20 protein-coding genes are annotated in these 21963 nt (G+C 61.9%); 14 read left to right on the forward strand and 6 right to left on the reverse strand.

What is annotated here, in order from left to right:
* Nucleotides 1-13 precede the first annotated feature (13 nt).
* Nucleotides 14-946 (forward strand): electron transfer flavoprotein subunit alpha/FixB family protein, encoded by a 933-nt coding sequence (locus tag AC3IQ7_RS07235; RefSeq protein ID WP_086145064.1) that lies wholly within the window; start codon nucleotides 14-16, stop codon nucleotides 944-946.
* Nucleotides 947-1038: 92 nt separating this feature from the next.
* Nucleotides 1039-2829 (forward strand): acyl-CoA dehydrogenase, encoded by a 1791-nt coding sequence (locus AC3IQ7_RS07240; RefSeq protein ID WP_489208731.1) that lies wholly within the window; start codon nucleotides 1039-1041, stop codon nucleotides 2827-2829.
* An 87-nt stretch (nucleotides 2830-2916) separates the two neighbouring features.
* Here AC3IQ7_RS07240 and AC3IQ7_RS07245 read toward each other — a convergent pair whose 3' ends face one another.
* Together AC3IQ7_RS07245 and AC3IQ7_RS07250 are read right to left on the reverse strand one after the other, a co-directional pair.
* A complete protein-coding gene (locus tag AC3IQ7_RS07245) occupies nucleotides 2917-3543 on the reverse strand; it encodes a glycine zipper 2TM domain-containing protein (RefSeq protein WP_489208732.1) in 627 nt (208 codons plus the stop codon).
* 135 nt (nucleotides 3544-3678) lie between these two features.
* Nucleotides 3679-4113 carry an NINE protein gene (locus AC3IQ7_RS07250; RefSeq protein ID WP_489208733.1) on the reverse strand — a complete coding sequence of 145 codons (435 nt, stop codon included), beginning with the start codon at nucleotides 4111-4113 and terminating at the stop codon, nucleotides 3679-3681.
* Nucleotides 4114-4390: 277 nt separating this feature from the next.
* Here AC3IQ7_RS07250 and rpsP point away from each other — a divergent pair, with 277 nt between their 5' ends.
* The 9 genes from rpsP to AC3IQ7_RS07295 all read left to right on the forward strand — a co-directional run bounded on the left by rpsP (nucleotide 4391) and on the right by AC3IQ7_RS07295 (nucleotide 11520).
* Nucleotides 4391-4642: a 30S ribosomal protein S16 gene (gene rpsP / locus AC3IQ7_RS07255; protein ID WP_010395524.1), complete on the forward strand. Its 252-nt coding sequence runs from the start codon at nucleotides 4391-4393 to the stop codon at nucleotides 4640-4642.
* 13 nt (nucleotides 4643-4655) lie between these two features.
* Nucleotides 4656-5213: a ribosome maturation factor RimM gene (gene rimM / locus AC3IQ7_RS07260; RefSeq protein ID WP_489208734.1), complete on the forward strand. Its 558-nt coding sequence runs from the start codon at nucleotides 4656-4658 to the stop codon at nucleotides 5211-5213.
* Between the two features lie 50 nt (nucleotides 5214-5263).
* A complete protein-coding gene (trmD, locus tag AC3IQ7_RS07265; RefSeq protein ID WP_099379456.1) occupies nucleotides 5264-6010 on the forward strand; it encodes a tRNA (guanosine(37)-N1)-methyltransferase TrmD in 747 nt (248 codons plus the stop codon).
* Between the two features lie 132 nt (nucleotides 6011-6142).
* The gene (rplS, locus tag AC3IQ7_RS07270) at nucleotides 6143-6526 is read left to right on the forward strand and encodes a 50S ribosomal protein L19 (RefSeq protein ID WP_035825414.1); all 384 of its coding nucleotides are present in this window, start codon (nucleotides 6143-6145) and stop codon (nucleotides 6524-6526) included.
* Nucleotides 6527-6607: 81 nt separating this feature from the next.
* A complete protein-coding gene (locus AC3IQ7_RS07275; RefSeq protein WP_099379455.1) occupies nucleotides 6608-7267 on the forward strand; it encodes a CoA pyrophosphatase in 660 nt (219 codons plus the stop codon).
* Nucleotides 7268-7364: 97 nt separating this feature from the next.
* Nucleotides 7365-8324 (forward strand): CobD/CbiB family protein, encoded by a 960-nt coding sequence (locus AC3IQ7_RS07280; protein WP_099379454.1) that lies wholly within the window; start codon nucleotides 7365-7367, stop codon nucleotides 8322-8324.
* Between the two features lie 225 nt (nucleotides 8325-8549).
* Nucleotides 8550-8885 carry a DUF3579 domain-containing protein gene (locus AC3IQ7_RS07285; RefSeq protein WP_029496213.1) on the forward strand — a complete coding sequence of 112 codons (336 nt, stop codon included), beginning with the start codon at nucleotides 8550-8552 and terminating at the stop codon, nucleotides 8883-8885.
* 14 nt (nucleotides 8886-8899) lie between these two features.
* Nucleotides 8900-10060, forward strand: a complete 1161-nt coding sequence (locus AC3IQ7_RS07290) for a GyrI-like domain-containing protein (protein WP_489208735.1) — start codon at nucleotides 8900-8902, stop codon at nucleotides 10058-10060.
* Entirely contained in the window at nucleotides 10057-11520 is a 1464-nt protein-coding gene (locus AC3IQ7_RS07295) for a nitrilase-related carbon-nitrogen hydrolase (RefSeq protein WP_489208736.1), read from the forward strand. Before AC3IQ7_RS07290 ends, AC3IQ7_RS07295 begins: the two co-directional genes overlap by 4 nt.
* A gap of 193 nt (nucleotides 11521-11713) precedes the next feature.
* Here AC3IQ7_RS07295 and AC3IQ7_RS07300 read toward each other — a convergent pair whose 3' ends face one another.
* Entirely contained in the window at nucleotides 11714-12454 is a 741-nt protein-coding gene (locus AC3IQ7_RS07300; protein ID WP_077400572.1) for a GntR family transcriptional regulator, read from the reverse strand.
* Between the two features lie 388 nt (nucleotides 12455-12842).
* On the opposite strand from AC3IQ7_RS07300, the gene AC3IQ7_RS07305 reads away from it, so the two are divergent.
* The 3 genes from AC3IQ7_RS07305 to AC3IQ7_RS07315 all read left to right on the forward strand — a co-directional run bounded on the left by AC3IQ7_RS07305 (nucleotide 12843) and on the right by AC3IQ7_RS07315 (nucleotide 18076).
* Nucleotides 12843-15518, forward strand: coding sequence for a TonB-dependent receptor (locus tag AC3IQ7_RS07305; protein WP_322427477.1), 2676 nt, complete (start codon nucleotides 12843-12845; stop codon nucleotides 15516-15518).
* A 123-nt stretch (nucleotides 15519-15641) separates the two neighbouring features.
* On the forward strand, nucleotides 15642-16967 hold the full coding sequence (locus AC3IQ7_RS07310; RefSeq protein ID WP_489208737.1) for a glycoside hydrolase family 18 protein: 1326 nt from the start codon (nucleotides 15642-15644) through the stop codon (nucleotides 16965-16967).
* The gene (locus tag AC3IQ7_RS07315) at nucleotides 16964-18076 is read left to right on the forward strand and encodes an acyltransferase family protein (protein WP_489208738.1); all 1113 of its coding nucleotides are present in this window, start codon (nucleotides 16964-16966) and stop codon (nucleotides 18074-18076) included. Before AC3IQ7_RS07310 ends, AC3IQ7_RS07315 begins: the two co-directional genes overlap by 4 nt.
* Here AC3IQ7_RS07315 and AC3IQ7_RS07320 read toward each other — a convergent pair.
* From AC3IQ7_RS07320 to AC3IQ7_RS07330, 3 genes are all read right to left on the reverse strand, one after another.
* Nucleotides 18073-19272: a DUF5009 domain-containing protein gene (locus AC3IQ7_RS07320; RefSeq protein ID WP_489208739.1), complete on the reverse strand. Its 1200-nt coding sequence runs from the start codon at nucleotides 19270-19272 to the stop codon at nucleotides 18073-18075. The genes AC3IQ7_RS07315 and AC3IQ7_RS07320 overlap by 4 nt on opposite strands.
* 81 nt (nucleotides 19273-19353) lie before the next feature.
* The gene (locus AC3IQ7_RS07325; protein WP_099379449.1) at nucleotides 19354-20658 is read right to left on the reverse strand and encodes a tetratricopeptide repeat protein; all 1305 of its coding nucleotides are present in this window, start codon (nucleotides 20656-20658) and stop codon (nucleotides 19354-19356) included.
* Nucleotides 20659-20818: 160 nt separating this feature from the next.
* Nucleotides 20819-21952 (reverse strand): ABC transporter ATP-binding protein, encoded by a 1134-nt coding sequence (locus AC3IQ7_RS07330; RefSeq protein ID WP_099379448.1) that lies wholly within the window; start codon nucleotides 21950-21952, stop codon nucleotides 20819-20821.
* Nucleotides 21953-21963: the final 11 nt, after the last annotated feature.

The raw sequence follows: 21963 nt of genomic DNA on the forward strand, positions 1-21963 counted from the left end.
TACAGGACATATCATGGTCGCATTAGTTATTGCTGAACACGACAACGCTACCTTAAAGGGCAGCACCCACCACACCGTGACCGCGGCTGCCCAGTGCGGCGGCGACGTGCACGTACTGGTCGCAGGTTCGAACGCATCGGCTGCCGCTGCTGCTGCCGCGCAAATCGCCGGCGTGACGAAAGTCATCGTGGCCGACGCGCCATATTTTGCCGACGGCCTGGCCGAAAACGTGGCCGAGCAAGTGCTGGCCATCGCCGGCAACTACAGCCACATCCTGGCGCCAGCCACCGCCTACGGCAAGAACATCCTGCCGCGCGTGGCCGCCAAGCTGGACGTGGCGCAAATCTCGGAAATCACCAAGGTCGACTCGCCTGACACCTTCGAGCGCCCGATCTACGCCGGTAACGCCATTGCCACCGTGCAATCTGGCGACAAGGTCAAGGTCATCACCGTGCGTACCACCGGTTTCGACGCCGCTGCCGCCACCGGCGGTTCGGCTGCCACGGAAACCGTCGCCGCCGTTGCCGACAATGGCAAATCGGCCTTCGTGGGCCGCGAGCTGGCCAAGTCCGACCGCCCTGAACTGACCGCCGCGAAAATCATCGTGTCGGGCGGCCGTGGCATGGGTTCGGCCGAGAACTTCCACATCCTGGAGCCGCTGGCTGACAAGCTGGGCGCCGCCATGGGTGCTTCGCGCGCCGCCGTCGACGCCGGCTTCGTGCCGAACGACTGGCAAGTGGGCCAGACGGGCAAGATCGTCGCGCCATCGCTGTACATCGCCGTCGGCATCTCGGGCGCGATCCAGCATCTGGCCGGCATGAAAGACTCGAAAACCATCGTCGCCATCAACAAGGATCCGGAAGCGCCGATCTTTGCCGTGGCCGACTACGGCATCGTGGGCGATCTGTTCGAGATCGTGCCGCAACTGGTCAAAGAACTGGGTTAAGTCACACCCCTTCCGGTTTTGTTACTGACAAAGCCACGCCGGCCCGCCCCACACGGCGAGCCGCGCGTGGCTTTTTTCTTGGAGAAAAGAAGATGAGCTATCAAGCCCCGTTGAAAGACATGTTGTTCGTGATGAACGAACTGGCCGGCCTGGCCGAAATCCATACGCTACCTGGCTGCGAAGACGCAACGCCCGACACGGCTGAAGCCGTGCTGGAAGAGAACGCCAAGTTCTGCGGCGGCGTGGTGGCCCCCTTGAACGGCCCCAGCGACAAGGAACCGAGTTTTTGGCACGACGGGCAAGTGACCACCTCGAAAGGCTTCAAGGAAGCCTTCAAGGCGTATGGCGAAGCGGGCTGGCAGGGCGTGCAGCATCCGACGGAGTTCGGCGGCCAGGGCTTGCCCAAGCTGCTGGCCACACCCTGCATTGAAATGCTCAACTCGGCCAGCATCTCGTTCGCCCTGGTGGCCCTGCTGTCGGACGGCGCCATCGAAGCGCTGCTGACGGCTGGCAGCGACGAGCAGAAGGCTGTCTACCTGGAAAACCTGGTGTCAGGCAAGTGGACGGGCACCATGAATCTGACGGAGCCGCAGGCCGGTTCCGACCTGGCCGCCGTGCGCACGCGCGCCGTGCCGCAGGGCGATGGCACCTATAAAGTGTTCGGCACGAAGATTTTCATCACGTACGGCGAGCACGACATGGCGGAAAACATCGTCCACCTGGTGCTGGCCCGCACGCCGGATGCGCCCGCTGGCGTGAAAGGCATCTCGCTGTTCATCGTGCCGAAATTCCTCGTCAATGCCGATGGCAGCCTGGGCGCGCGCAACGACGCCCATTGCGTGTCGATCGAACACAAGCTGGGCATCAAGGCCAGCCCGACGGCCGTATTGCAATTTGGCGACCACGGCGGCGCCATCGGCACCCTGGTGGGCGAGGAAAACCGCGGCCTCGAATACATGTTCATCATGATGAACGCGGCCCGCTTCGGCGTCGGCCTGCAAGGCATCGGCCTGGCCGAGCGCGCTTACCAGCAGGCCGTGGCGTTCGCCAAGGACCGCGTGCAGTCGCGCGACCTGGCCGGTTCACCCGGCCCCGTCTCCATCATCCACCACCCGGACGTGCGCCGCATGCTGATGTCCATGCGCTCGCAGACTGAGGCGGCGCGCGCGCTGGCCTACGTGGGCGCGGCCATCAGCGACGTGGCGCACCACCATCCGGACGCGGACGTGCGCGCGGAAAGCCTGGCGACCTATGAATACCTGGTACCCGTCATCAAGGGCTGGGCCACGGAAATGTCGCAGGACGTCACGCGCGATGGCGTGCAAGTGCATGGCGGCATGGGTTTCATTGAGGAAACAGGTGCCGCCCAGCATTACCGCGACGCCAAGATTCTGACCATCTACGAAGGCACGACGGCCATCCAGGCCAACGACCTCGTGGGCCGCAAGACGGTGCGCGACGGCGGTGCCGTGGCGAAAGCCATCATTGCCCAGGTGCGCGCCACGGAAGTCCAGTTGGGCGAACTCTCCGGTGCCGACTTCCAGGCCATGCAACGCCACCTGGCCGAAGGCAGCGCCGCGCTCGAAGCGGTAGTTGAGTACGTAGTGGCGAACATGAAGACGGACATCAAGGCCGTGTTTGCGGGCAGCGTGCCGTATCTGAAACTGGCCGGCATCGTGCTGGGCGGCTGGCAAATGGCGCGCGCGGCCGTGGTGGCGCAGCAAAGGCTGGGAGAAGGCAGCGGCGACGCGGCGTTCTACAAGGCAAAAATCGCCACGGCACGCTTCTTTGCCGACCACATCCTGTCGCAAGCGCCAGGACTGCGCGCCACCATCATCGACGGCAGCGCCGGCGTGATGGCGCTGTCGGAAGAGCAGTTTTAAGTGGCATCCTGGCCGGTGAAAGCCGGCAGTATGTAAAAAAAGCGCTGGAGAGTGATCTCCAGCGCTTTTTTATTTAGTTCTGCGTTCTTAGCGGCGGGCGATGCCGTTGCCGGAATTACGCACGAGGTCGCCAGTTGCCAGGCCTGGATCCTGGTCAAAAGCGAAGTCAGCCTTGGCGCCCGTTTCATATTGCACGGTGACGGTCCACACCTTGCTGTTTTTCATGTGGCCTTCGACTTGCTTGCCCGCGAAAGCGCCGCCTGCTGCGCCGGCCAGGGTGGCCAGATCCTTGCCGCGTCCGCCGCCGACCTGGCGGCCCAGCAGGGCGCCGGCCACGCCGCCGCCGATCATGCCCAGGGCGCCACCTTCACCGGCTTTTTCAGCGACGTTGACTGCCAGCACCTTGCCGCAATCGGCGCAGATCTGCTGTTGAGCTGGCTTGTTGTTCTGGCCTGCATACGAGTTGCCGGCTTTTTGCGCGGCCTTGGCGTTGATGATGGCCTGGTCGTATTCGCCCTTGGCATCGCGCAGGCATTGCATGCGGGCTTTCGAGCTGCTTTCTTCTGCGCACAGTTTCTTGTCGTCTGCGTAGCGCGTGTTCGCTTGCTTCGTGTCGTAGGCGTATTGGGCCTTCGGCGACAGGTTTTGCGCGAAGGCTGAGGTGCTGAACAGGGCCGTGACGGCGACTGCGAGGATGAGTGGGCGACGAATCATGATCTTCTCCTAGGGGTGTTGAATGTGCCAGTAATGTCGGCATTGTGAATGCAGTATAGAGGAAAATCATGATTGCTTACCAACACTTACATGTGCGTGCGGGGCGTGGCAAATGATGGCATTTCCATGCGGAAATTAACCGTAGGCACCGCCTGTATACAGCAAGTCGAACAGGCGCGCCATGGTGGCGATCAGCATGCCTGCGCCTAGCATCAAGGTAGCGACCAGCACCACGGCCAGGGGCCAGCCCGTGTCCGACAGGTGGCCGGAGGCGGCGTTGTAGCGCGCATCCCACTTGTCGTCCGGCATCAGGCCCAGTACCAGCGCTTCCAGGAAGCCGAGCAGGGCGGACAGGGTCAGCGGCAATATCTGGTAAAACCAGTCGGCTTCGGGAAGCAGCTGGCGCAGCAGCAGGGAGGCGGGCAGGGCGGCCAGGTGCAGCCATCCCCACCGGTCCTTGGCGCCATGCAGGTAGAAGCGGTGGGCGCCCAGCATGCCCAGCAGGAAGGCCAGCAGTGTCGTGAAAGCCTTGTTCTTGTGCGACTGTTGCAAAATGGTAGCGGTGGTCATGGGACTCCAGAGTTGCTCATCGGTAAAGATTGCCAGTATCGGTCATCCTCTCGCACAACGATAGCACTTTCCTGTGGCGTTTATGTAATGATTTCGCCTGATTTCAAGCCATGGCCGGCACGATAGGCGCACGCGCCTATTGCGTCTTCGGCCATGACTGGTCATAATGTTTGATTAGCCCAAATTACACGCCCGTCATCATAACGCTTGCTGCCTGGCGGTAAAGCGCGCTATAATTTGCGGCTTTTTCCGCCTCAGCACACTTTTTGGAAATATTATGGTCGTTATTCGTTTAGCTCGTGGAGGCGCCAAGAAGCGCCCGTTCTTCAACATCGTCGCTACTGATTCGCGCAATCGCCGCGATGGTCGCTTCATTGAGCGTATCGGTTTTTACAACCCGATGGCGCAAGGTGGCGAAGTTCCACTGCGTATCACCGCAGACCGTCTGGCCTACTGGCAAGGCGTTGGCGCACAATTGTCGCCAACCGTTGCTCGCCTGGTAGCTAGCAACAACAAAGCAGCAGCTTAATTAGATCACTGGTTTGACGGTCAAGACTGCATCCGGGGTGAAAGTCCCCGATGACCTGGTACAGGTAGGCTATGTCTCCGGTGCTTATGGCATTGCTGGCGGGGTCAGGATCACTCCTTTCTCCGACGACGCGGATGCATTATTAAGCGTCAAAACCTGGTGGTTTGATAAACCGACCTTGCATGATGTTCAAGTCAGGCAAGCGAAGTTACACGGCGGCGACGTCGTGGCCCAGCTGGTGGGTGTGGTCGGGCGGGATGCCGCAGAAGCGCTGAAAGGCGTCTCTGTGCAAATTCCGCGTAGCCATTTCCCGACGCTGACGGCCGGTGAATTTTATTGGTCCGATCTGATCGGACTGACAGTCGAGAATTTGCAAGGCGAGTGCCTCGGCACAGTGCACGACATGATGAGCAATGGTCCGCAGTCGATCTTGCGCGTTGCGCCCGTCGCCACTGCCGATGAGACCGTTGAAAAGGCGCCTGAGCGCCTGATCCCGTTTGTTGGCCAGTTTGTCATTAACGTTGACAAGGCTGCCAACAAGATCACGGTCGACTGGGGCCTCGATTATTAAACCGCCTGCGCTTAACAATGCGCCGGGCAAACGTTGCAGGATGGTGAGCGATGCAATTTGATGTCGTGACCCTGTTCCCGGAAATGTTTGCCGCGCTGACGCAGTCGGGTGTGACCCGGCGCGCCTTCGAGCAGGGGAAATGTGGTTTGTCGCTGTGGAATCCCCGTGATTTCACCACCGATAATCACCGTACCGTGGATGACCGCCCGTATGGCGGCGGCCCCGGCATGGTGATGATGGCCCGTCCCCTCGAAGCGACAATTCATGCCGCGAAGCAACGCCAGACCGAATTGGGCCTGGCGGCGCCCCGCGTGGTGTTCATGTCGCCACAAGGCCGTCCGCTGACGCACGAGCGCGTCACGCAGCTGAAAGCCGAACCTGGTTTGGTGATCCTGTGTGGCCGCTATGAAGCCGTGGACCAGCGTTTGCTGGACCGTTGCGTCGACGAAGAAATCAGCGTCGGCGACTTCGTCCTGTCTGGCGGTGAATTGCCTGCCATGGCGCTGATGGATGCGGTGATCCGCTTGTTGCCGGGTGTCTTGAACACCGAGGCATCGGCCATCGAGGATAGCTTCGTCAATGGCTTGCTCGATTCGCCGCACTACACGCGGCCGGAAACATATGAAGGCATGGCCGTACCGCCCGTCTTGATGGGTGGCAATCATGCCGAGATCGTCAAGTGGCGCCGCCAGCGCATGCTGGAAGCGACTGCGACAAAGCGGCCTGACCTGCTGGTCAGTGCGCGCGCCGCCGGCTTGCTCAGCAAGACCGACGAAAAATTCCTGGCCAGCCTGTAAGCCGTCTTCGGATGGCGGGCAGGGTGGCTTTGCAGTGCCGGGCATGTTGCCCAAATTGGTAATACCCATCCTCTACCGGGCGGATACTTGCTATCCACAGTGCGCCGGCATGATGGTTTTCGGAGTTATAAAATGGACTTGATTCAACAATTAGAGCAAGAAGAGATCGCCCGTCTGGGTAAATCGATTCCTGACTTCGCACCAGGCGATACCGTTATCGTCAGCGTCAACGTAGTCGAAGGTACGCGCAAGCGCGCCCAGGCTTACGAAGGCGTCGTTATCTCCCGTCGTAACCGTGGCCTGAACTCGAACTTCATCGTTCGCAAGATCTCGTCCGGCGAAGGCGTTGAGCGTACGTTCCAACTGTACTCGCCGCTGATCGCTTCGATCGAAGTGAAACGCCGTGGTGATGTTCGCCGCGCCAAGCTGTACTATCTGCGTGAGCGTTCGGGTAAATCGGCGCGTATCAAAGAAAAATTGCCAAATCGCCGCGTTGTGGCGAAAGCAAGCGCGTAATATCAGCGTCTGCGTTGGGAAAAGGGGTGCCTCTGATGGTGCCCCTTTTTTTATTCTGAATTGCTATTGAGGCAAGCTGCCATGGCCACTATCGCATTTGATCCAAAACAACTCGCCATCGATTCGATCGCCGGCGAGGCGGCGCTGGACGCCGTGCGCCTGACGCCCGGCTGGCTGCGCCAGCGCCTGGCCGAACAGCCCGACTGGCAGCCCGAGATTACCCAGGATTTCCTTTCCGCCCGCGCCGTGCCCGTACGCGCCGCCGTGCTCATTCCCCTCGTGCAACGGCCGCAGGGCCTGACCATCCTGCTGACCATGCGCACCGATCACCTGAGCAGCCATGCGGGCCAGGTCAGCTTTCCCGGCGGGCGCAGCGAAGCTGTCGATGCGTCGCCCATCGCCACGGCCTTGCGCGAAACGGAAGAAGAAGTGGGCCTGGCGCGCGAGCACATCGAAGTGCTGGGCTGCCTGCCCGACTACCTGACGGGCACTGGCTACCAGGTCACGCCCGTGGTGGGCCTGGTGACGCCGCCGTTCGAGCTGCGCGCCGACCCGTCCGAAGTGGCGGAAATTTTCGAAGTGCCGCTGGCCTTCCTCATGGATGGCCTGAACCACCAGCGCCTGTCGGTGGAATTGCCCGGCGGGCGGCGCTCGTTCTACGCCATGCCCTACGAACGCTTCTATATTTGGGGCGCCACCGCCGGCATGCTGCGCAATCTGTTTCACCTCTTGCGCGCGTAAAATGATGCCCCGCACGTAATAAGTTTGATTCCAGCACTGCACTGCGCTATCGTAGCGGGCATTGCGGTATTGCTGAAAAAGACAAAAAGGACGTTTGATGACATTTCTCTCCATACTTTGCGCATTGCTGATCGAGCAGCTCAAACCTTTGCGCGCGGACAATCCGATCTACGCCGAAATCAAGAGCCTGGCAATGCGCATGGAGACCTGGTTCAATGCCGGCCACGCCAACCATGGCCGCATGGGCTGGTTCCTCATGATCGGCGTGCTGATGGTGCCGACGGCAGGCATTTACTGGCTCTTGCAGCATTATCAGCTGACCCTGCTGGCCTTTGCCTGGAACGTCCTCATCGTCTACCTGACCCTGGGCTTCCGTCACTACAGCCATTACTTTACCTCGATCCAGCTGGCCCTGAGCGCCGGCGACGAAGCGACCGCGCGCACCTTGCTGGCCGAGTGGACCAAGCTCGACACAGTGGGCATGGAAGCGAGCGAGATCGCCCGCATCGCCGTGGAAAAAGCCCTGGTCACCACGCATCGCAATGTGTTTGGCGTGTTCTTCTGGTTCCTCATGCCGCTGGGCCCTGCCTGCGCCGTGATGTACCGCGTGGCCGAATACCTGGCGCGCGCCTGGAACGAACCTGAACACATGCGTAATGAAGCATTCGGCCAGTTCGCCGCGCGCGCCTTTTACTGGATCGACTGGATTCCCGTGCGCCTGACGGCCGTGGCGTTTGCCGTGGTGGGCAATTTCGAGGATGCCATCTATGCCTGGCGCAATTTCGCCCAGCGCTGGCAGGACGAGGCCATCGGCATCATCCTGACGGCCGGCGGCGGCGCCATGGGTGTACGCCTGGGCACGCCAGCGGAAACGGCGGCCCGCGTGGTCGTCACGCCGGACATGGCCGTCGATGACAGCGACAGCGAAAGCGATATCCTGCCGGGCGAAGAGCCGGGCGCGCGCGCCTTGCAGAGCACGGTCGGCCTCGTGTGGCGCGCCTTGCTGCTGTGGATGCTGCTGCTGCTGTTGATGTCGGGCGCCGTTTTCCTCGGCTGACGCGGGCGCACATGCGCCATCCATGCGCCTTGCGCGTGGAACAAGGTTAAAATAGGGGCTGGCGCGCTAGGCGTGCCGGCCCCTGTTTGCATCGCCAGGGCAGATCGAGGTAGAACCCAAGTCTTCTATAAGATATAATACTGGCTTACCGCAGCAAACGTAGTTGAATTACCAGCCCGGCTTACCCGCCGGGGCCATTCACGCAATCCAGTCCCGACAAGCCACATGGCCGAGTTATCTCAAAAAACAGGGGAACTCTCAGACGAGTTCTTCATCCTTGGTCTCACCAGCAATGGCAAGCAATTCCGACCCAGCGATTGGGCCGAGCGCCTTTGTGGAGTGATGTCCTGTTTCAATCCCGAAGGTGGCGGGCGCAACGCGCACCTCCAGTATTCGCCGTACGTGCGCCCGACCGTCGTCAATGGCGTCAAGTCGGTGGTGGTCAACACCAAGTTGCGCGAGATCGAGCCGATGGCGTTTCACTTCGTGCGCGAATTTGCCAAGGATAACGACCTGCAAATCGTCGAAGCCTGCTTCCTGCCGCCTCCCGAAGAAAAGTAAGACTAGTTTCATTGATGTGCCTCAAACCTGCCAGCCTGCTGGTGGGAGACATCATGAGCGCGCAACTGCTGACGGCCAGCGAAGACGACGACTTCTACGACATCATCGAACGCATGCGCGTCAACGGCATCCGCCGTCTGCCCGTGGTCAACAATCTGGGCGCGCGTTCCGGCGTCGTCAGCCTCGACGACCTGCTCGCCTTCCTGGCCCCGGAGATGGCCGAACTGGCCCGTATCAGCAGCGGCCAGCTGGTGTACGAAAAGCGCACTAGAAAATATGCCCGTATTGCGCAATTTCAGTCAAATCCCCGTCACCCGAAAATGCTACAGTCGCTGCTCGTTCAACGGGAAGCGCGCATGCACTATCTGGCCAAGGCACTCTGGTATATCGAATCGCATTATGCAGAGAATATCTCGCTAGGCGATATCGCCCACGTGGGCGGCGCTTCGCCGTGTCACCTGACGCGCGCGTTTGGCCTGGCCACGGGCCACTCCGTGATGCGCTATGTGCGGGCGCGCCGGCTCAGCGAGGCGGCCCGCGCGCTGGCGCAGGGCGCGCAAGACATCCTCGCCGTCGCCCTGCAGGCCGGCTACAGTTCCCACGAGGCATTTACGCGGGCCTTCCGCGAGCAGTTCCAGCTCACGCCGGAAAAGGTGCGGGCCCAGCGCCACGTCGCCAACCTCGCGCTGGTGGACGCCATCAAACTGGATGTGGCGCCGGGCGTGGCCCTGGAAGCGCCCCGTTTCGAGCAGGGTCCCGCCTTGCTGCTGGCGGGCCTCGTCGAACGTTATCGCGCAGAAACGGTTGCCGGCATCCCCGCCCTGTGGCAGCGCTTTCTGCCCCATGCGGCGCCCGGTCAGGTGCTGTATGGCGTGTGCTGCAATAATGACGATGCGGGCAATTTCGATTACCTGTGCGCCATGCCGGTGAGCGACTTTTCCCAGGCCCCCGAGGGCTGGATGCGGCTGCGTATCGCGCCGCGGCGCTATGCCGTGTTTCACCACCGCGGCCACATTTCCACCATCCGCGCCACCTGGCATACGGTGTGGAACGAGTGGCTGCCCCAGTCCGGCCTGGAAGTGGCCGACGCGCCCGATTTTGAACGCTACGACCAGCATTTCGACCCCGCCAGCGGTAGTGGCGGCGTGGAAATCTGGCTCCCCTTGAAAGCATGACCATGCTCAATACCTTGTCTGCGCCGATCCTGTTTGCGGGCGGCACCGCGCTGCGCCAGCGCCTGTTGCAAATCGCCGCGGCGCTGGCGGCCGGCCTGCCCCTGTACTGGGTGCTGGGGCCGCAGCCGCTGGGCGCGCTGGCCTGGTGCGCGCCGCTGCCCGTGCTGTGGCTGGCCCTGCGCTCGTCGCCCCGCGATGCGGCCTGGATGACGTTCCTGGCTGCCATGCTCGGCTTGTCGTCGAACGTTGACTATTTCCGCCTGCTCATGCCCTTGCCGGCCGTGCTGGCCGCGATCGCCGTCAAGGCACTGCTATGGCTGCTGGTGGTGCTGGCCACGCGGCGCCTCGTGCTGCGCTACCGGGCAAGCTGGACGGTGCTGGTGTATCCCGTGCTGTGGGTGGCAATCGATACCTTGATGGCGGCCTTGCTGCCGGACGGCAACTGGGGCAGCCTCGCGTATTCGCAAGCGGATAACCTTGCCGTGCTGCAGCTGGCGGCCCTGGCGGGCGTGCCTGGCCTGCTGTTCATGTTGTGCCTGGCGCCATCCGCGCTGGCCCTGTTGCTGGCCGGTGGCCGTGTGTATGCGCCAGTGGCGGGCGTGACCGTGTTGCTGCTGGCGGCCGCGTTCGCCGGTGGCGCCTGGCGGGTGCACGGTACCCCGACTCCTTCCGGGCCGCTGGCGGGACTGGTGGCCATCGATGACTTTATCGGCCCGGCCACGCCGCCGGCGCGCGCGCAAGCCATCTGGGACCAGTACGCGCGCCACGTCGAAGCGCTGGCCGGACAGGGCGCCACGCTGGTGCTGCTGCCGGAAAAGATAGCCGTGCTGGAACCCGCGCAGGCGGACGCCGTGCGGCAGCGTTTCCAGGCGCTGGCGCGTAGCACGGGCGCGTGGATCACCTTGGGGCTAGGCGTGCAGGACGCTGCCGGCCGGCGCAACCTGGCCTGGCTGTTCGCGCCCGATGGCACCGCGCCCGTCAGCTATCAGAAACATCATCTGGCGCCGCCCGAGCGCGAGTTTCTTGCTGGCAGCGCGTACGCCGTGCAGCCGGTGGCGGGGCAGGCCATGGGCCTGGCCATCTGCAAGGACATGCATTTCGCGCCCCTGGGGCAGGCGTATGGCGCGGCCGGGGCGCAGGCGATGCTGGTGCCGGCCTGGGATTTCCAGCTGGACGCCTGGATGGGCGCGCGCATGACCGTCGTGCGCGGCGTGGAAAACGGCTATGCCGTGCTGCGCGCGGCGCGCGAGGGCGTGCTGACGGTCAGCGACGCGTATGGACGCGTGCTGGCGGAGCGGGCCAGCAGCGCCATGCCGGGCAGCACCTTGCTGGCGCCGCTGCCGGCGCACCGGTCTGTCTCCCCTTCGGCTGGATGGCTGGGGCCGCTGTTCGGCTGGCTGTGCGTGGCGCTGGGCGTGATTTTGCTATGCATGGGCCGCCGCGCCGCGTCCGCGGCCTGACGCATCACGCCACGTTTTGCTGCAATGCGCAAAACCGTATCGCACGGCCTTCCTTTATATTCTCCGTACATAGCAACATAATCGCCGCCGATGATTGCACCATTGCCGTGCATATATTCGGCGTGATACCGGCATATATATTGCACTGCAATAAGTGGTGTTATCTGGTATTGAGAAATTCGGGCAGCTGGTATTAATTGGTACTTAATTCGGCCACGAAGTCATACATATCGCCGCGGAAGTAGGAGCGGCAAAATTCCACGGCGCGGCCATCGCGCAAAAAGCCCAGTCTTTCCACCGACAAGCCCGCGTCACCTTCCTCCGCCTGCAACAGGCTGGCCTGCTCCCCCGTCAACAACAAGGCGCTGAGGCGCTGCAAGGCGCGCACGGGCCGGTTGCCCGCCTGTTCCAGCGCGTCATACATGGAGATATCGACGGCGTCGAGGTCTGGCAGGCAACTGGCGACGATGGTCGCGTACTCCAGGCACATCGGCACCTCGTCCGCATAGCGGATGCGGTGGAAACGGTACACGGGCGCGCCCGGCGACAGCCGCAGGCGCAAGGCCTCTTCCGGCGTGACGGTGCCCTCTGCGCGCTTGAGCCACACGCTGCGCGGCGTGCGTCCGCGCGCCCGCATGTCCTCGGAAAACGAGGTCAGCTTGGCGAAATTTTTCTCGATGCGCGTATTGATGAAATTGCCCGAGCCGGGGCGCCGCACCAGCAAGCCCTCGTTGACGAGGCCATCGATGGCCTTGCGCACGGTGATGCGCGAGACGGACAGGTCGCTGGCCAGCTGTCGCTCGGCCGGCAAGGCTTCCTCGGGGCCGAGGATGCGCTTGTCGATCGCTTCGCGCAGCGCGCGCTGCAGTTGCTGGTACAGGGGCAGGCTACTCGTCTGCCCCAGGCCTTGCATGATGTGAGCCAGGGTGGTCATACGCTGAGGGTCTCCGTTACGGCGCGTTGCAGACGCGCTCTGTATCTGTTTTGTGTCGCTCGATAATACCAAAAAAGGCCGTTATAAAACCAATTTGAATTATCAGGCCAGCAATTTATGCCTGGCCTCGCAGGTATTTAGCCTGCTCATACGGGCTACAGATTGATTTGGATAAAGTGGTCTGTGTGATTCAAACAACGTTATAAAAAAAAAGTTGCAACTGGTAGTGTTCTGGTATTGGATAGTAGTATATTGGCGTTGAATTGGTTTTGTAAGTGGTTGTGCCGAAGGGTCTGCAGCATGCCGGCGAGAATGGGCGGGCTGGAAAGAAGACCTACATTAAAAATGAAAAGGTTCCAATCCTGGAGCCTAAATCAAGGGGGAGTACATGAAACGCAATTTGACAGCTAGCGGTGTAACGCGCCTGACGCCTATCGCGGCAGCCGTGGGGTTGATGGTATTGGGTGCGAGTTTTGCCGCCCAGGCGCAGGAAGCAGTGCAACCGGATTCAAGTGTCGTGGTGGTGACCGGCGTGCGCGCCGCAATGGCCCAGTCGCTCAATCAAAAGCGTAATTCCGACTCCCTGGTCGAAGTCGTCACGGCCGAAGACGTAGGCAAGATGCCGGACAAGAGCGTGGCCGATTCGCTGCAGCGCATTCCTGGCGTGTCCGTCGCCACGGCAGGCGGCTCCGAAGGTGGCTTTGGCGACAATGACCGCGTCAGCCTCAAAGGCACGCCATCGAACCTGACCTTGACCACCCTTAACGGCCACACCGTCTCGAGCGGCGACTGGTATATCTCGAATATCACGGGCGGCGGTCGCAGCGTCAGCTATAGTATGTTCCCGTCCGAGTTGATCGGCCGCGTGACTGTTCACAAGAGCTCGCAAGCCGACCTGATCGAAGGCGGCGCCGCTGGCAATGTCAATATCGAAACCCGCAAACCCTTGAGCTTCAAGAAAAACCTGACCTTGATGGGTTCGATCGAAGGCGCTTACACGGAATCGGCCAAGAAAACCGACGTGCAAGTCAGCGGCTTGATCAACTGGAAAAACGAAGCCAACGACCTGGGTATCTTGCTGCAGGTGTTTGACGAGAAACGCACCTTGCGCCGCCAGGGCCAGGAATTCCTGTGGTGGGAAAAGCTTGACAACACGAATGCAAAAGCCTGGATTGCCGCCAATCCCGAAGTCGCAGGCAAGACTTTGTCGTTCCTGACGGGTTCTTCGCTGTTCGAGCAAAAGCGCGAGCGCAAGGGCGGCTCGCTGGACATCGAATACAAGGTGTCGAACGACCTGAGCTTCAACGTCAACGGTTTCTACACCCGTCTCGATGCGGACAACGTCAATACCAACTTCATGCTGGCGCCGTATCAAGTCCTGTCGAATAACTGGAGCAACGTGGGCGGCGCCATCCCGTCGTCCTACACGCTCAAGGGCAACACGATTACTTCGATCGCCTTCCCGTCGAAGTGCCCGGTCGCCGATTGCTCGGCAATGGGCGCTTCGGTGCAAGACATCATTGCCCGTCCAGGTTCTTACAGCGATTCGAAATTTGTCGACTTTAACTTCAAGTACCGCGCCAACGCCAATCTGAAGTTTACTGGCCAGGTTGGTACCACGCGCGGCACGGGTCACGCCCGCGACTACGCGTATGAAGGCTGGCTGGCCTATTCGGGCAGCAGTCTGACCATGCATGGCATCGATGCGCCAGCCAATGTCGTCATCGACAATGCCTCGACGTTGAATCCGCGCACCGGCGCCCCATTCTTCACCGGTTGGGCAACGGACGTCACCACGCGTGACAAGGAAAACTATGGCCAGGTCGACGGCACCTACAGCACTGTATGGGACGCCGTGCCGAACATTCGTTTTGGCCTGCGCACCGCCAAGCATGACCGTTCCCTGACCTGGCTCGAAGGCAGCTATCCAGCGGCCGCCGGCCTGCTGGAGAATGCGCCGAAAGGGTTGACGCGTTATCCGACCAGTCCCTTGTCTAACGTGCTGCAGAATCCCTGGACCTTCAGCGGTTCCTCGATGAAGGAGTGGGGCGAAAAGTACGCGACGTATAACAAGCATGCTTACCAAAGCGAATTCCAGATGACGGAAAAAGCAAATGCCGCCTACGTCATGGGTGACCTGAACTTTGCCGACGTGCAAGGTAATTTCGGTGTGCGTTATGTCAAGACCCAGATTGACGTGGCCAATGCATCGCCGAACGACGTGTGGAAACCGACCCTCAGCTCGAATACCTACAATAACTTCCTGCCGAGCGTGAACTTGCGCACGGACCTGGCGAAGGATGTCGTGTTGCGCGGCGCGGCCAGCCGCACCATGGCGCGTCCTGACTTTGGCGCCCTGGGTGCCTTGAGCCTGAACGACTTGACGATGTCCGGTTCCGGCGGCAATCCGAACCTGAAGCCGATCATGTCGAACAACGTCGATGCGGGCGTGGAATGGTATTTCATGCCGAAGTCGCTGATCGCGGTGAACCTGTATCAGATGAAACTGGCTTCGTATGTCACCTACGGTTCGTCGGTGGCGCAGTTCTACAACGCGACTCTGGGCCGCGTAACGGATTACAACATGAGCGCCGCCATCAATACCAAGGCGCGTGTGCGTGGCGTGGAACTGCAGTACACCCAGGACCTGAGTAATGGTTTCGGCTTCAGCGCCAACTACACCTATGCCGACGGCAAGGAAACGCAAGCGGCGCCAAAATCGGCTTGCGCCGATGAAGGCAACTGCGATATGGTCGGCACGTCGAAGAACTCGTACAACCTGTCGGGCTTCTTTGAAAACGCCAAATGGAGCGCGCGCCTGAACTACAGCTTCCGTTCCGCCTTCCTGAACGGACTGGATCGCAAGAGCGCCATTTACCAGGATGACGTCGGCACCGTTTCGGCTTCCATCAACTACAACATCAACGAGTTCCTGACCCTGTCGCTGGAAGGCAAGGACCTGAACGATCCGCTGTTGAAGTCGTATGCGTCGACCAAAGACCAGCCGCGCGCGTTCTACAAGAACGGCCGCCAGGTATTCTTTGGCCTGCGTGGCAAGATGTAAGACGTTTTACTTGGTTAATGCCTCCCGGCGGACACCCGGGATGGCATGACAATGGCGGAGCGCAGTTGGCTCCGCCATTTTTTTATTGCAAGATGCTTTTCTTTACATGGTGAGATACATCCGATGACATTACACGCAATGCTGGCTTGCTTCGCCTGCGCACTGCCACTGGCCGCCGCCTCCGCCAGTCCTTCCGCTCCTGCCGCGCCGGCCTTCGCGCCGGAAGTGGTGGCGTATTATCCCGGCTGGAAATCGGCCGATTTTCCCGTTAACGAGCACAATATTCGCGCTGGCAATGTCAGCCTGATCCAGTACGCGTTCGCCGACATCTGCTGGGATGGCGAACATGGCAACCCGGCGCCCGAGGGCGGCGGCGTGAGCGCCTGCCTGGATGCGCAGGGCCAGCCGTCCCGGCCGGCCAATGGCAGCATCGTGCTGCCGGCGCCGCAAGCCGATGCCGATAACTTGCGCAAGCTCAATGCGCTCAAGCAAAGTCATCCGCGGTTGCGCGTCCTGCTGTCGGTGGGCGGCTGGATCTGGTCGAACCGCTTTTCGGACGTGGCCGCCACGCCGGCCGCACGCCAGGCGTTCATCGCCTCCGCGCTGGAACTGGTACGCCGGCATGGCCTCGATGGCGTCGATATCGACTGGGAACATCCGGCCACTGGGGGGATTCCCTGTATCGAAGGCAAGCTCTGCCATCGCGCCGACGACAAGGAAAACTATGTGCGCCTCGCGAGCGAACTGCGCAGCGCCTTCGAGCAGGCCGGCAAGCAGGATGCCGGCCGCCATTACCTGATCACCATCGCCGCCGGCGCGCATGCCAGCCTGAGCGACGACAGCGACGCTTCGCCCGGCTGGATCGTCCGCCTGGCGGCGCAGCTGGACTGGATCAACCTGATGACGTATGACTACCGCGGCGTGTGGGATGCCGAGAGTGGCCAGCTGGCGCCCCTGCATGCCGACCCCGCCGACCCGCAGCGCGACAAGCAGCTGTATGCGGACGCCACCGTGACGCGCTTCCTGCGCGCCGGCGTGCCTGCCGCCAAGCTGGTGCTGGGCGTGCCCTTCTATGGCTATGGCTGGAAGCAGTGCGCCGCCGGTCCCCGCGGCGATGGACTGTACCAGCCTTGCCAGGGCGCCGCCAGCGGCAACGACGCTACGCCGACATTTACTTACCGGTATCTGCTCGAGCAAGGCTACCTGGCCGAGGGCAAGGGCGCGCGGGGCTTCCAGCGCCATTGGAATGCCGCGTCGCAAGTACCGTATCTGTACAACCGCGACAGCGGCGTGTTCATCAGCTATGAAGATGCGCAATCGGTGGCGCATAAAGTGCGCTATATCCGCGACAAGGGCTTGCGTGGCGGCATGTTCTGGGAATTGAGCGGTGATGCGCAGCATGTGCTGGGTACGGCCATGGCGCCCATCCTGAAGGGGGCGCAGCCATGAACCAGCGCTACCTCGCCCTCGACGTCCTGCGCGGCCTGACCGTGGCCCTGATGATCGTCGTCAATACGCCCGGCGACTGGGGCAGCGTGTATGCGCCGTTCCTGCATGCCGAATGGCATGGTTTTACCCTCACGGACCTGGTCTTCCCCAGCTTTTTGTTTGTCGTCGGCAATGCGCTGGCGTTTGCGTTGGGGAAATATGAACATCTGGGCCATGGCGCCGTGCTGGCCAGGCTGTGCAAGCGCAGCGCGCTGATTTTTTTACTGGGCTTCCTGCTGTACTGGTTCCCCTTCTTCAAGCTCGACGATGCGGGCCAGTTCGCCTGGTCGCCGCTGTCGCACACGCGCATCCCCGGCGTGCTGCAGCGCATCGCCGTATGCTACCTGGCCGCCGCCCTGATCCTGCATTACTGGAAGACGCGCGGCGCGCTGGTGTTCAGCGCCTGCGCCTTGCTCGGCTACTGGGCCATCCTGGCGACCTGGGGCGATTACAGCCTGCACGGCAACGCGCCGGCCAAGCTGGACCTGATCCTGCTGGGCGACAGCCATTTGTACCACGGCGAAGGCATCGCCTTCGATCCGGAAGGCATCCTCGGCACCTTGCCGGCTATTGTCAATGTGATTGCCGGCTACCTGGCGGGCAGCTTCGTGCGCCAGACGGCGCCGGCGCAGCTGCGTGCCGCGCTGTATCAGCTGGTCGTGGCTGGCGTCATTTGCGTGGCCGTGGCCCTGTGCTGGAATGAAGTGTTTCCGATCAACAAGAAGCTGTGGACCAGCTCTTACGTGATGGTGGGTATCGGCCTGGACTTGCTGCTGCTGGCGCTGCTGATGTACATCATTGACGTACGTCAAATGACTGGCTGGACGTATTTCTTTGAAGTCTTCGGCAAGAACACGCTCTTCATTTACCTGGTGTCGGAAGTGCTGGTGATCATCGCGTTTACCGTGCGCATCGGCGGCGGCAATCTGTACCAGTGGCTGTACACGCACTGGTTTACGGGCTGGGCGCCGGCGCGCGTGGGGTCCATGCTGTTTGCCATCAGCTTCATGTTGCTGTGCTGGCTGATCGCCTACGGCATGGACAAGCGCAAGATCTATATCAAAGTCTAGAACTTCAGCTTCAGGCCGTAACGCGTGGCCAGGGCGGTGAAGAGCAGCATCAGGGCGGTGACGGCGGCGGCATTCCACAGGCCGGCCGCGCCGCCCGTTTCAAGATACGGCCACCAGAAGCGCGGCAGGTGCAGCACGGCCGCCAGTTGCTGCCACAGGTCGGGCACGATGTAGGCGAACAGGGCATTTGTTCCGGCAGGCAACAGCACCACCGCCCAAGCGCGCCAGCGCCACACGTCGATGACGACATAAAACACGAGGAACAGGGCCAGGATGAGGGCGCTGCACACGAGCGTGTAGGATTCCGTTGCCGCGATCTTGTTGATGTGGTGATACGGCCGCAGCAGCAGACCGGCAGCGAACAGTCCCAGCGCGAACCACGCCATGAAACGGATGCGCTGCCCATGGCTCAGGGCGGCGCCGCGCAGGAACAGCTGGCCCACCAGGGTGCCGGCCAGCACATTGGCCGCCGTCGAACCGAGCACTTGCGGCACGTTGACAAACCCGTTGATACCCGCCGGCAGGAAATCCAGGCTGCCCGCCGTGCCGCCCATGTACAGCGTGATCAGCAGGGCAAACACGCCCATCAGCGCCGTGCCGCTGCCCTGGCACGCCAGGTACAGCAGGCTGCACAGCAGATACGCCCAGCCGATCATGCCGAGGATGCCCCACCATGACGGTTGCAGCCAGGTGCTGGAAAACTCCGCATTCAATTCGCCGCGGAACGTCGCCAGCAGGAACAGCATCAGGGCGCCGCCTGCGGCCAGTTCCAGCTTGCCCGCGCCCTGGCGCCACAGCAGGATCATGGCCATATAAAACAAGAGGAAATAGACGGCCTGCGGCAGCAGCGCCGCCTGCGCATCGTAGCGGTAGGCATTCGCCAGCACCACGCCGGCCAGCATCAGGCTGGCGGAGCGCCACAGCAGGCGCCCCAGCAAGGCTGGCGTGACGTTGCCGCAATGGCGCTGCAAGGCCAGCGGAATGGCCATGCCGACCATGAACAGGAATCCGGGAAAGACCAGGTCGGGCACGGTGATGCCGTCGGCGCGCGGCCCCGCATGTTCGAGCCACCAGGCAATGCCGGGCATGCCTGCCAGGTAGTTGACCCAGATCATGGTGACGATCACGAAGCCGCGAAAGGCGTCCAGGCTGGTCAATCGTTCAGGTGCAGGTGCGGGGGAGGTGGCTGGCGGCATGGAAGGAGGAAAAAAGGTCGAAAAAAAAGCAGCCCCGGCCTGAGCCGGGAACCGCTTTGCGTGTGCTGCCGGGAGCGGGAATTACTGCGCCGCTGCTGCCGGTGCTGCCGCTGCCGTGGCAGGACGGTTCAGCCACAGGATCCAGTAGCGGGCCAGGTCGCCCACGCCGTCGCCGCCCTTGACCGTTTCCAGGACCTTGATGGCGTCGTCTTTCTTGCCGGCCATGGCGTAGGAATAGCCGAGGCGCAGCTTGGCATCCTCAACGCGCTTCAGGCCGCCCTTGGCGATGCCTTTCTGGATCAGGTCGATACCTTTGTCGAACTGGTCCATCGTCACGAAGGCGTAACCGAGGTTGATCAAGCCCGTGCCATCCTTGCTCTTCATGGCCGAGGCTTCGCCGCTGGCGATGTTTTTCGCATCGTCGGCGGCAGCCTTGCTGGCCTGGTCGCGCAGTTTCTTGTGCTTGGCGGCATTTGCGCCCGTGCCCAGCACGCCTTTGGCAAAGCCGGCGTCGAGGACTTTTTTCGCTTCCGTCGGGAAGGCGTTCTGCAAGGCGATTTCAGCCATGTCGCTGTAGTCCTGTGGCGGCATGGTGTCGACGGCCTTGAATTGCAGGCGCAGCACGTCCAGCGCGAAGCGGTCCGAATAGCCGGCCTTGCCTTGCAGGCGGCCCAGCAGGTCGCTCCAGTAGTCGTCCGACGGGTAATAGCGCACCAGGTTTTCCATGGCGATCAGGTAGGTGGCTGGATCCTTGCTTTTCGAACCTGTGTTGGCCAGCAATTGCAGCTCTTCGATGCTCGGCGTCTTGCCCGCTTGCTGCTTGGCCGTCACGTCGGCCATCAGTTCCTGCTTGGCGCGCGCGAAATCATTGCTGAAGTAATAGGAGCGGATGATGTAGGGACGCACGGTGGCCACGTCGCCCGTTGCCGTCTGGTAACGGGTGAACCATTTGATGGCGTTCGGGTAATCCTTGGCGTTGTAGTGGTAGTTCGCCAGTGCCTGGATGAAGTCGCCTTCCGATTTCTTGTCCAGCTTGCCCGATTCGATCACCGCTTCCAGCGCCGTCATGGCCATCGGCGCATTGTTGGTGGTCGAGGCCAGCGCCACGCGCAGGCGGTTCAGCACGAAGGTTTCATACGGCGTCAGGGCCGGAATGGCGGCAGCCTGGTCGATGCGGCTTTGCACGTCGGCGTAGTTCTTGGCATCCATCGATGCCTTCACGGCGGTCGGATCGAGCAGCTTGAACACTTCAGGGCGCACCGAGTCGGCCGGAGCGGCAGCAGCGGCGGCTGGCTTGGCATCCTGCGCGTGCGACAGGGATGGCAGGACATTGAGGCCGATGGCGGCCAGGAGCAGGCTAAGACGGGCAAGACGGAATTGGGACATGGGTTATCCTTCAATCAATAACAAAAATACGCACCTGCACTGGCAGCCGCAACATCGTGCATTGGCATTGCCAGAGGGGCAAGGAAGCTCGAAAAAACATCATTCTGCCAGTCTGCCTGCATAAGTCAAACAGAAGCGGCATGATACAGAGCGGCTATTGTCACATAAACGGCTGAGCGGGTGCGGCAAACGTGCGCGCCAGGGCTTGCCCTTTGGCATCGAACAGCAGGCAGCGCTGCGCCGGCAGATGCAGGCGCATGGCGTCGCCCGCCTGGCGCAAGCCTTCCTCGGCCGGCAGCTTGACGGACAGCATCTCGGCCACAGCTGGCATGCTGGCGTACACGATGGCCACGTCGCCCAGGTATTCGACATGGCTGACGGCCGCGTCGACGACGTTGTCGCCTGCATCGTTCGCGTGCCGCAGGCTGACATGCTCGGCGCGCACGCCCAGGGTCAGCTGGTCGCCCGGCGCCACGTTCTGCCCCTGCGCTTCGACGTCGATGACGGCGCCGCCGGGCAGGCGCACGGCCACCGAGCCGGGGCCGCTGGCGATGGCCTCGCAAGCGACGAAGTTCATCTTTGGCGCGCCGAGGAAGCCGGCGACGAACAAGTTGCCGGGATTGTTATACAACTCGTGCGGACTGCCTACCTGCTCGATGCGTCCGCCGTTGAAGACGACGATGCGCTCGCCCAGGGTCATCGCCTCGACCTGGTCGTGCGTGACGTAGATCATGGTGGTTTTCAGTTCCTGGTGCAGGCGCGAAATCTCCACGCGCATCTGTACGCGCAAGGAAGCATCGAGGTTCGACAACGGTTCGTCGAACAGGAACACCTTGGGTTTGCGCACGATGGCGCGGCCGATGGCCACGCGCTGGCGCTGGCCGCCCGACAGGTCCTTCGGCTTGCGCTTGAGCAAAGGCGTGATCTGCAGAATCTCGGCCGCGCGCTCGACGGCGGCGCGCACCTCTGCCTTCTTGTGCCCCGCCAGGCTCAGGGCGAAGGCCATGTTTTCGTACACCGTCATGTGCGGATAGAGGGCGTAGCTCTGGAAGACCATGGCCAGGCCCCGCTCGGCCGGCGCGATATCGTTGGCCAGCTTGCCGCCGATATGCAGCTCGCCATCCGTGATGTCTTCCAGCCCGGCGATCATGCGCAGCAGGGTTGATTTGCCGCAACCGGATGGCCCCACGAAGACGACGAATTCGCCGTCGCGAATATCGAGGTCGATGCCGTGGATGACGGGGTGCTTGTCGTCATACAGCTTGACGATGTTCTTTAATGCGATATGTGCCATGGACTGTGCGA

The organism is Janthinobacterium sp. GL_088, assembly GCF_057837845.1.

Excerpts from the sequence above, each read along its gene's own strand:
- AC3IQ7_RS07235 (WP_086145064.1), top strand. The coding sequence starts at position 14 with ATGGTCGCATTAGTTATTGCTGAACACGACAACGCTACCTTAAAGGGC.
- AC3IQ7_RS07240 (WP_489208731.1), top strand. The coding sequence starts at position 1,039 with ATGAGCTATCAAGCCCCGTTGAAAGACATGTTGTTCGTGATGAACGAA.
- AC3IQ7_RS07245 (WP_489208732.1), bottom strand. The coding sequence starts at position 3,543 with ATGATTCGTCGCCCACTCATCCTCGCAGTCGCCGTCACGGCCCTGTTC.
- AC3IQ7_RS07250 (WP_489208733.1), bottom strand. The coding sequence starts at position 4,113 with ATGACCACCGCTACCATTTTGCAACAGTCGCACAAGAACAAGGCTTTC.
- rpsP (WP_010395524.1), top strand. The coding sequence starts at position 4,391 with ATGGTCGTTATTCGTTTAGCTCGTGGAGGCGCCAAGAAGCGCCCGTTC.
- trmD (WP_099379456.1), top strand. The coding sequence starts at position 5,264 with ATGCAATTTGATGTCGTGACCCTGTTCCCGGAAATGTTTGCCGCGCTG.
- rplS (WP_035825414.1), top strand. The coding sequence starts at position 6,143 with ATGGACTTGATTCAACAATTAGAGCAAGAAGAGATCGCCCGTCTGGGT.
- AC3IQ7_RS07275 (WP_099379455.1), top strand. The coding sequence starts at position 6,608 with ATGGCCACTATCGCATTTGATCCAAAACAACTCGCCATCGATTCGATC.
- AC3IQ7_RS07280 (WP_099379454.1), top strand. The coding sequence starts at position 7,365 with ATGACATTTCTCTCCATACTTTGCGCATTGCTGATCGAGCAGCTCAAA.
- AC3IQ7_RS07285 (WP_029496213.1), top strand. The coding sequence starts at position 8,550 with ATGGCCGAGTTATCTCAAAAAACAGGGGAACTCTCAGACGAGTTCTTC.
- AC3IQ7_RS07290 (WP_489208735.1), top strand. The coding sequence starts at position 8,900 with ATGTGCCTCAAACCTGCCAGCCTGCTGGTGGGAGACATCATGAGCGCG.
- AC3IQ7_RS07295 (WP_489208736.1), top strand. The coding sequence starts at position 10,057 with ATGACCATGCTCAATACCTTGTCTGCGCCGATCCTGTTTGCGGGCGGC.
- AC3IQ7_RS07300 (WP_077400572.1), bottom strand. The coding sequence starts at position 12,454 with ATGACCACCCTGGCTCACATCATGCAAGGCCTGGGGCAGACGAGTAGC.
- AC3IQ7_RS07305 (WP_322427477.1), top strand. The coding sequence starts at position 12,843 with ATGAAACGCAATTTGACAGCTAGCGGTGTAACGCGCCTGACGCCTATC.
- AC3IQ7_RS07310 (WP_489208737.1), top strand. The coding sequence starts at position 15,642 with ATGACATTACACGCAATGCTGGCTTGCTTCGCCTGCGCACTGCCACTG.
- AC3IQ7_RS07315 (WP_489208738.1), top strand. The coding sequence starts at position 16,964 with ATGAACCAGCGCTACCTCGCCCTCGACGTCCTGCGCGGCCTGACCGTG.
- AC3IQ7_RS07320 (WP_489208739.1), bottom strand. The coding sequence starts at position 19,272 with ATGCCGCCAGCCACCTCCCCCGCACCTGCACCTGAACGATTGACCAGC.
- AC3IQ7_RS07325 (WP_099379449.1), bottom strand. The coding sequence starts at position 20,658 with ATGTCCCAATTCCGTCTTGCCCGTCTTAGCCTGCTCCTGGCCGCCATC.
- AC3IQ7_RS07330 (WP_099379448.1), bottom strand. The coding sequence starts at position 21,952 with ATGGCACATATCGCATTAAAGAACATCGTCAAGCTGTATGACGACAAG.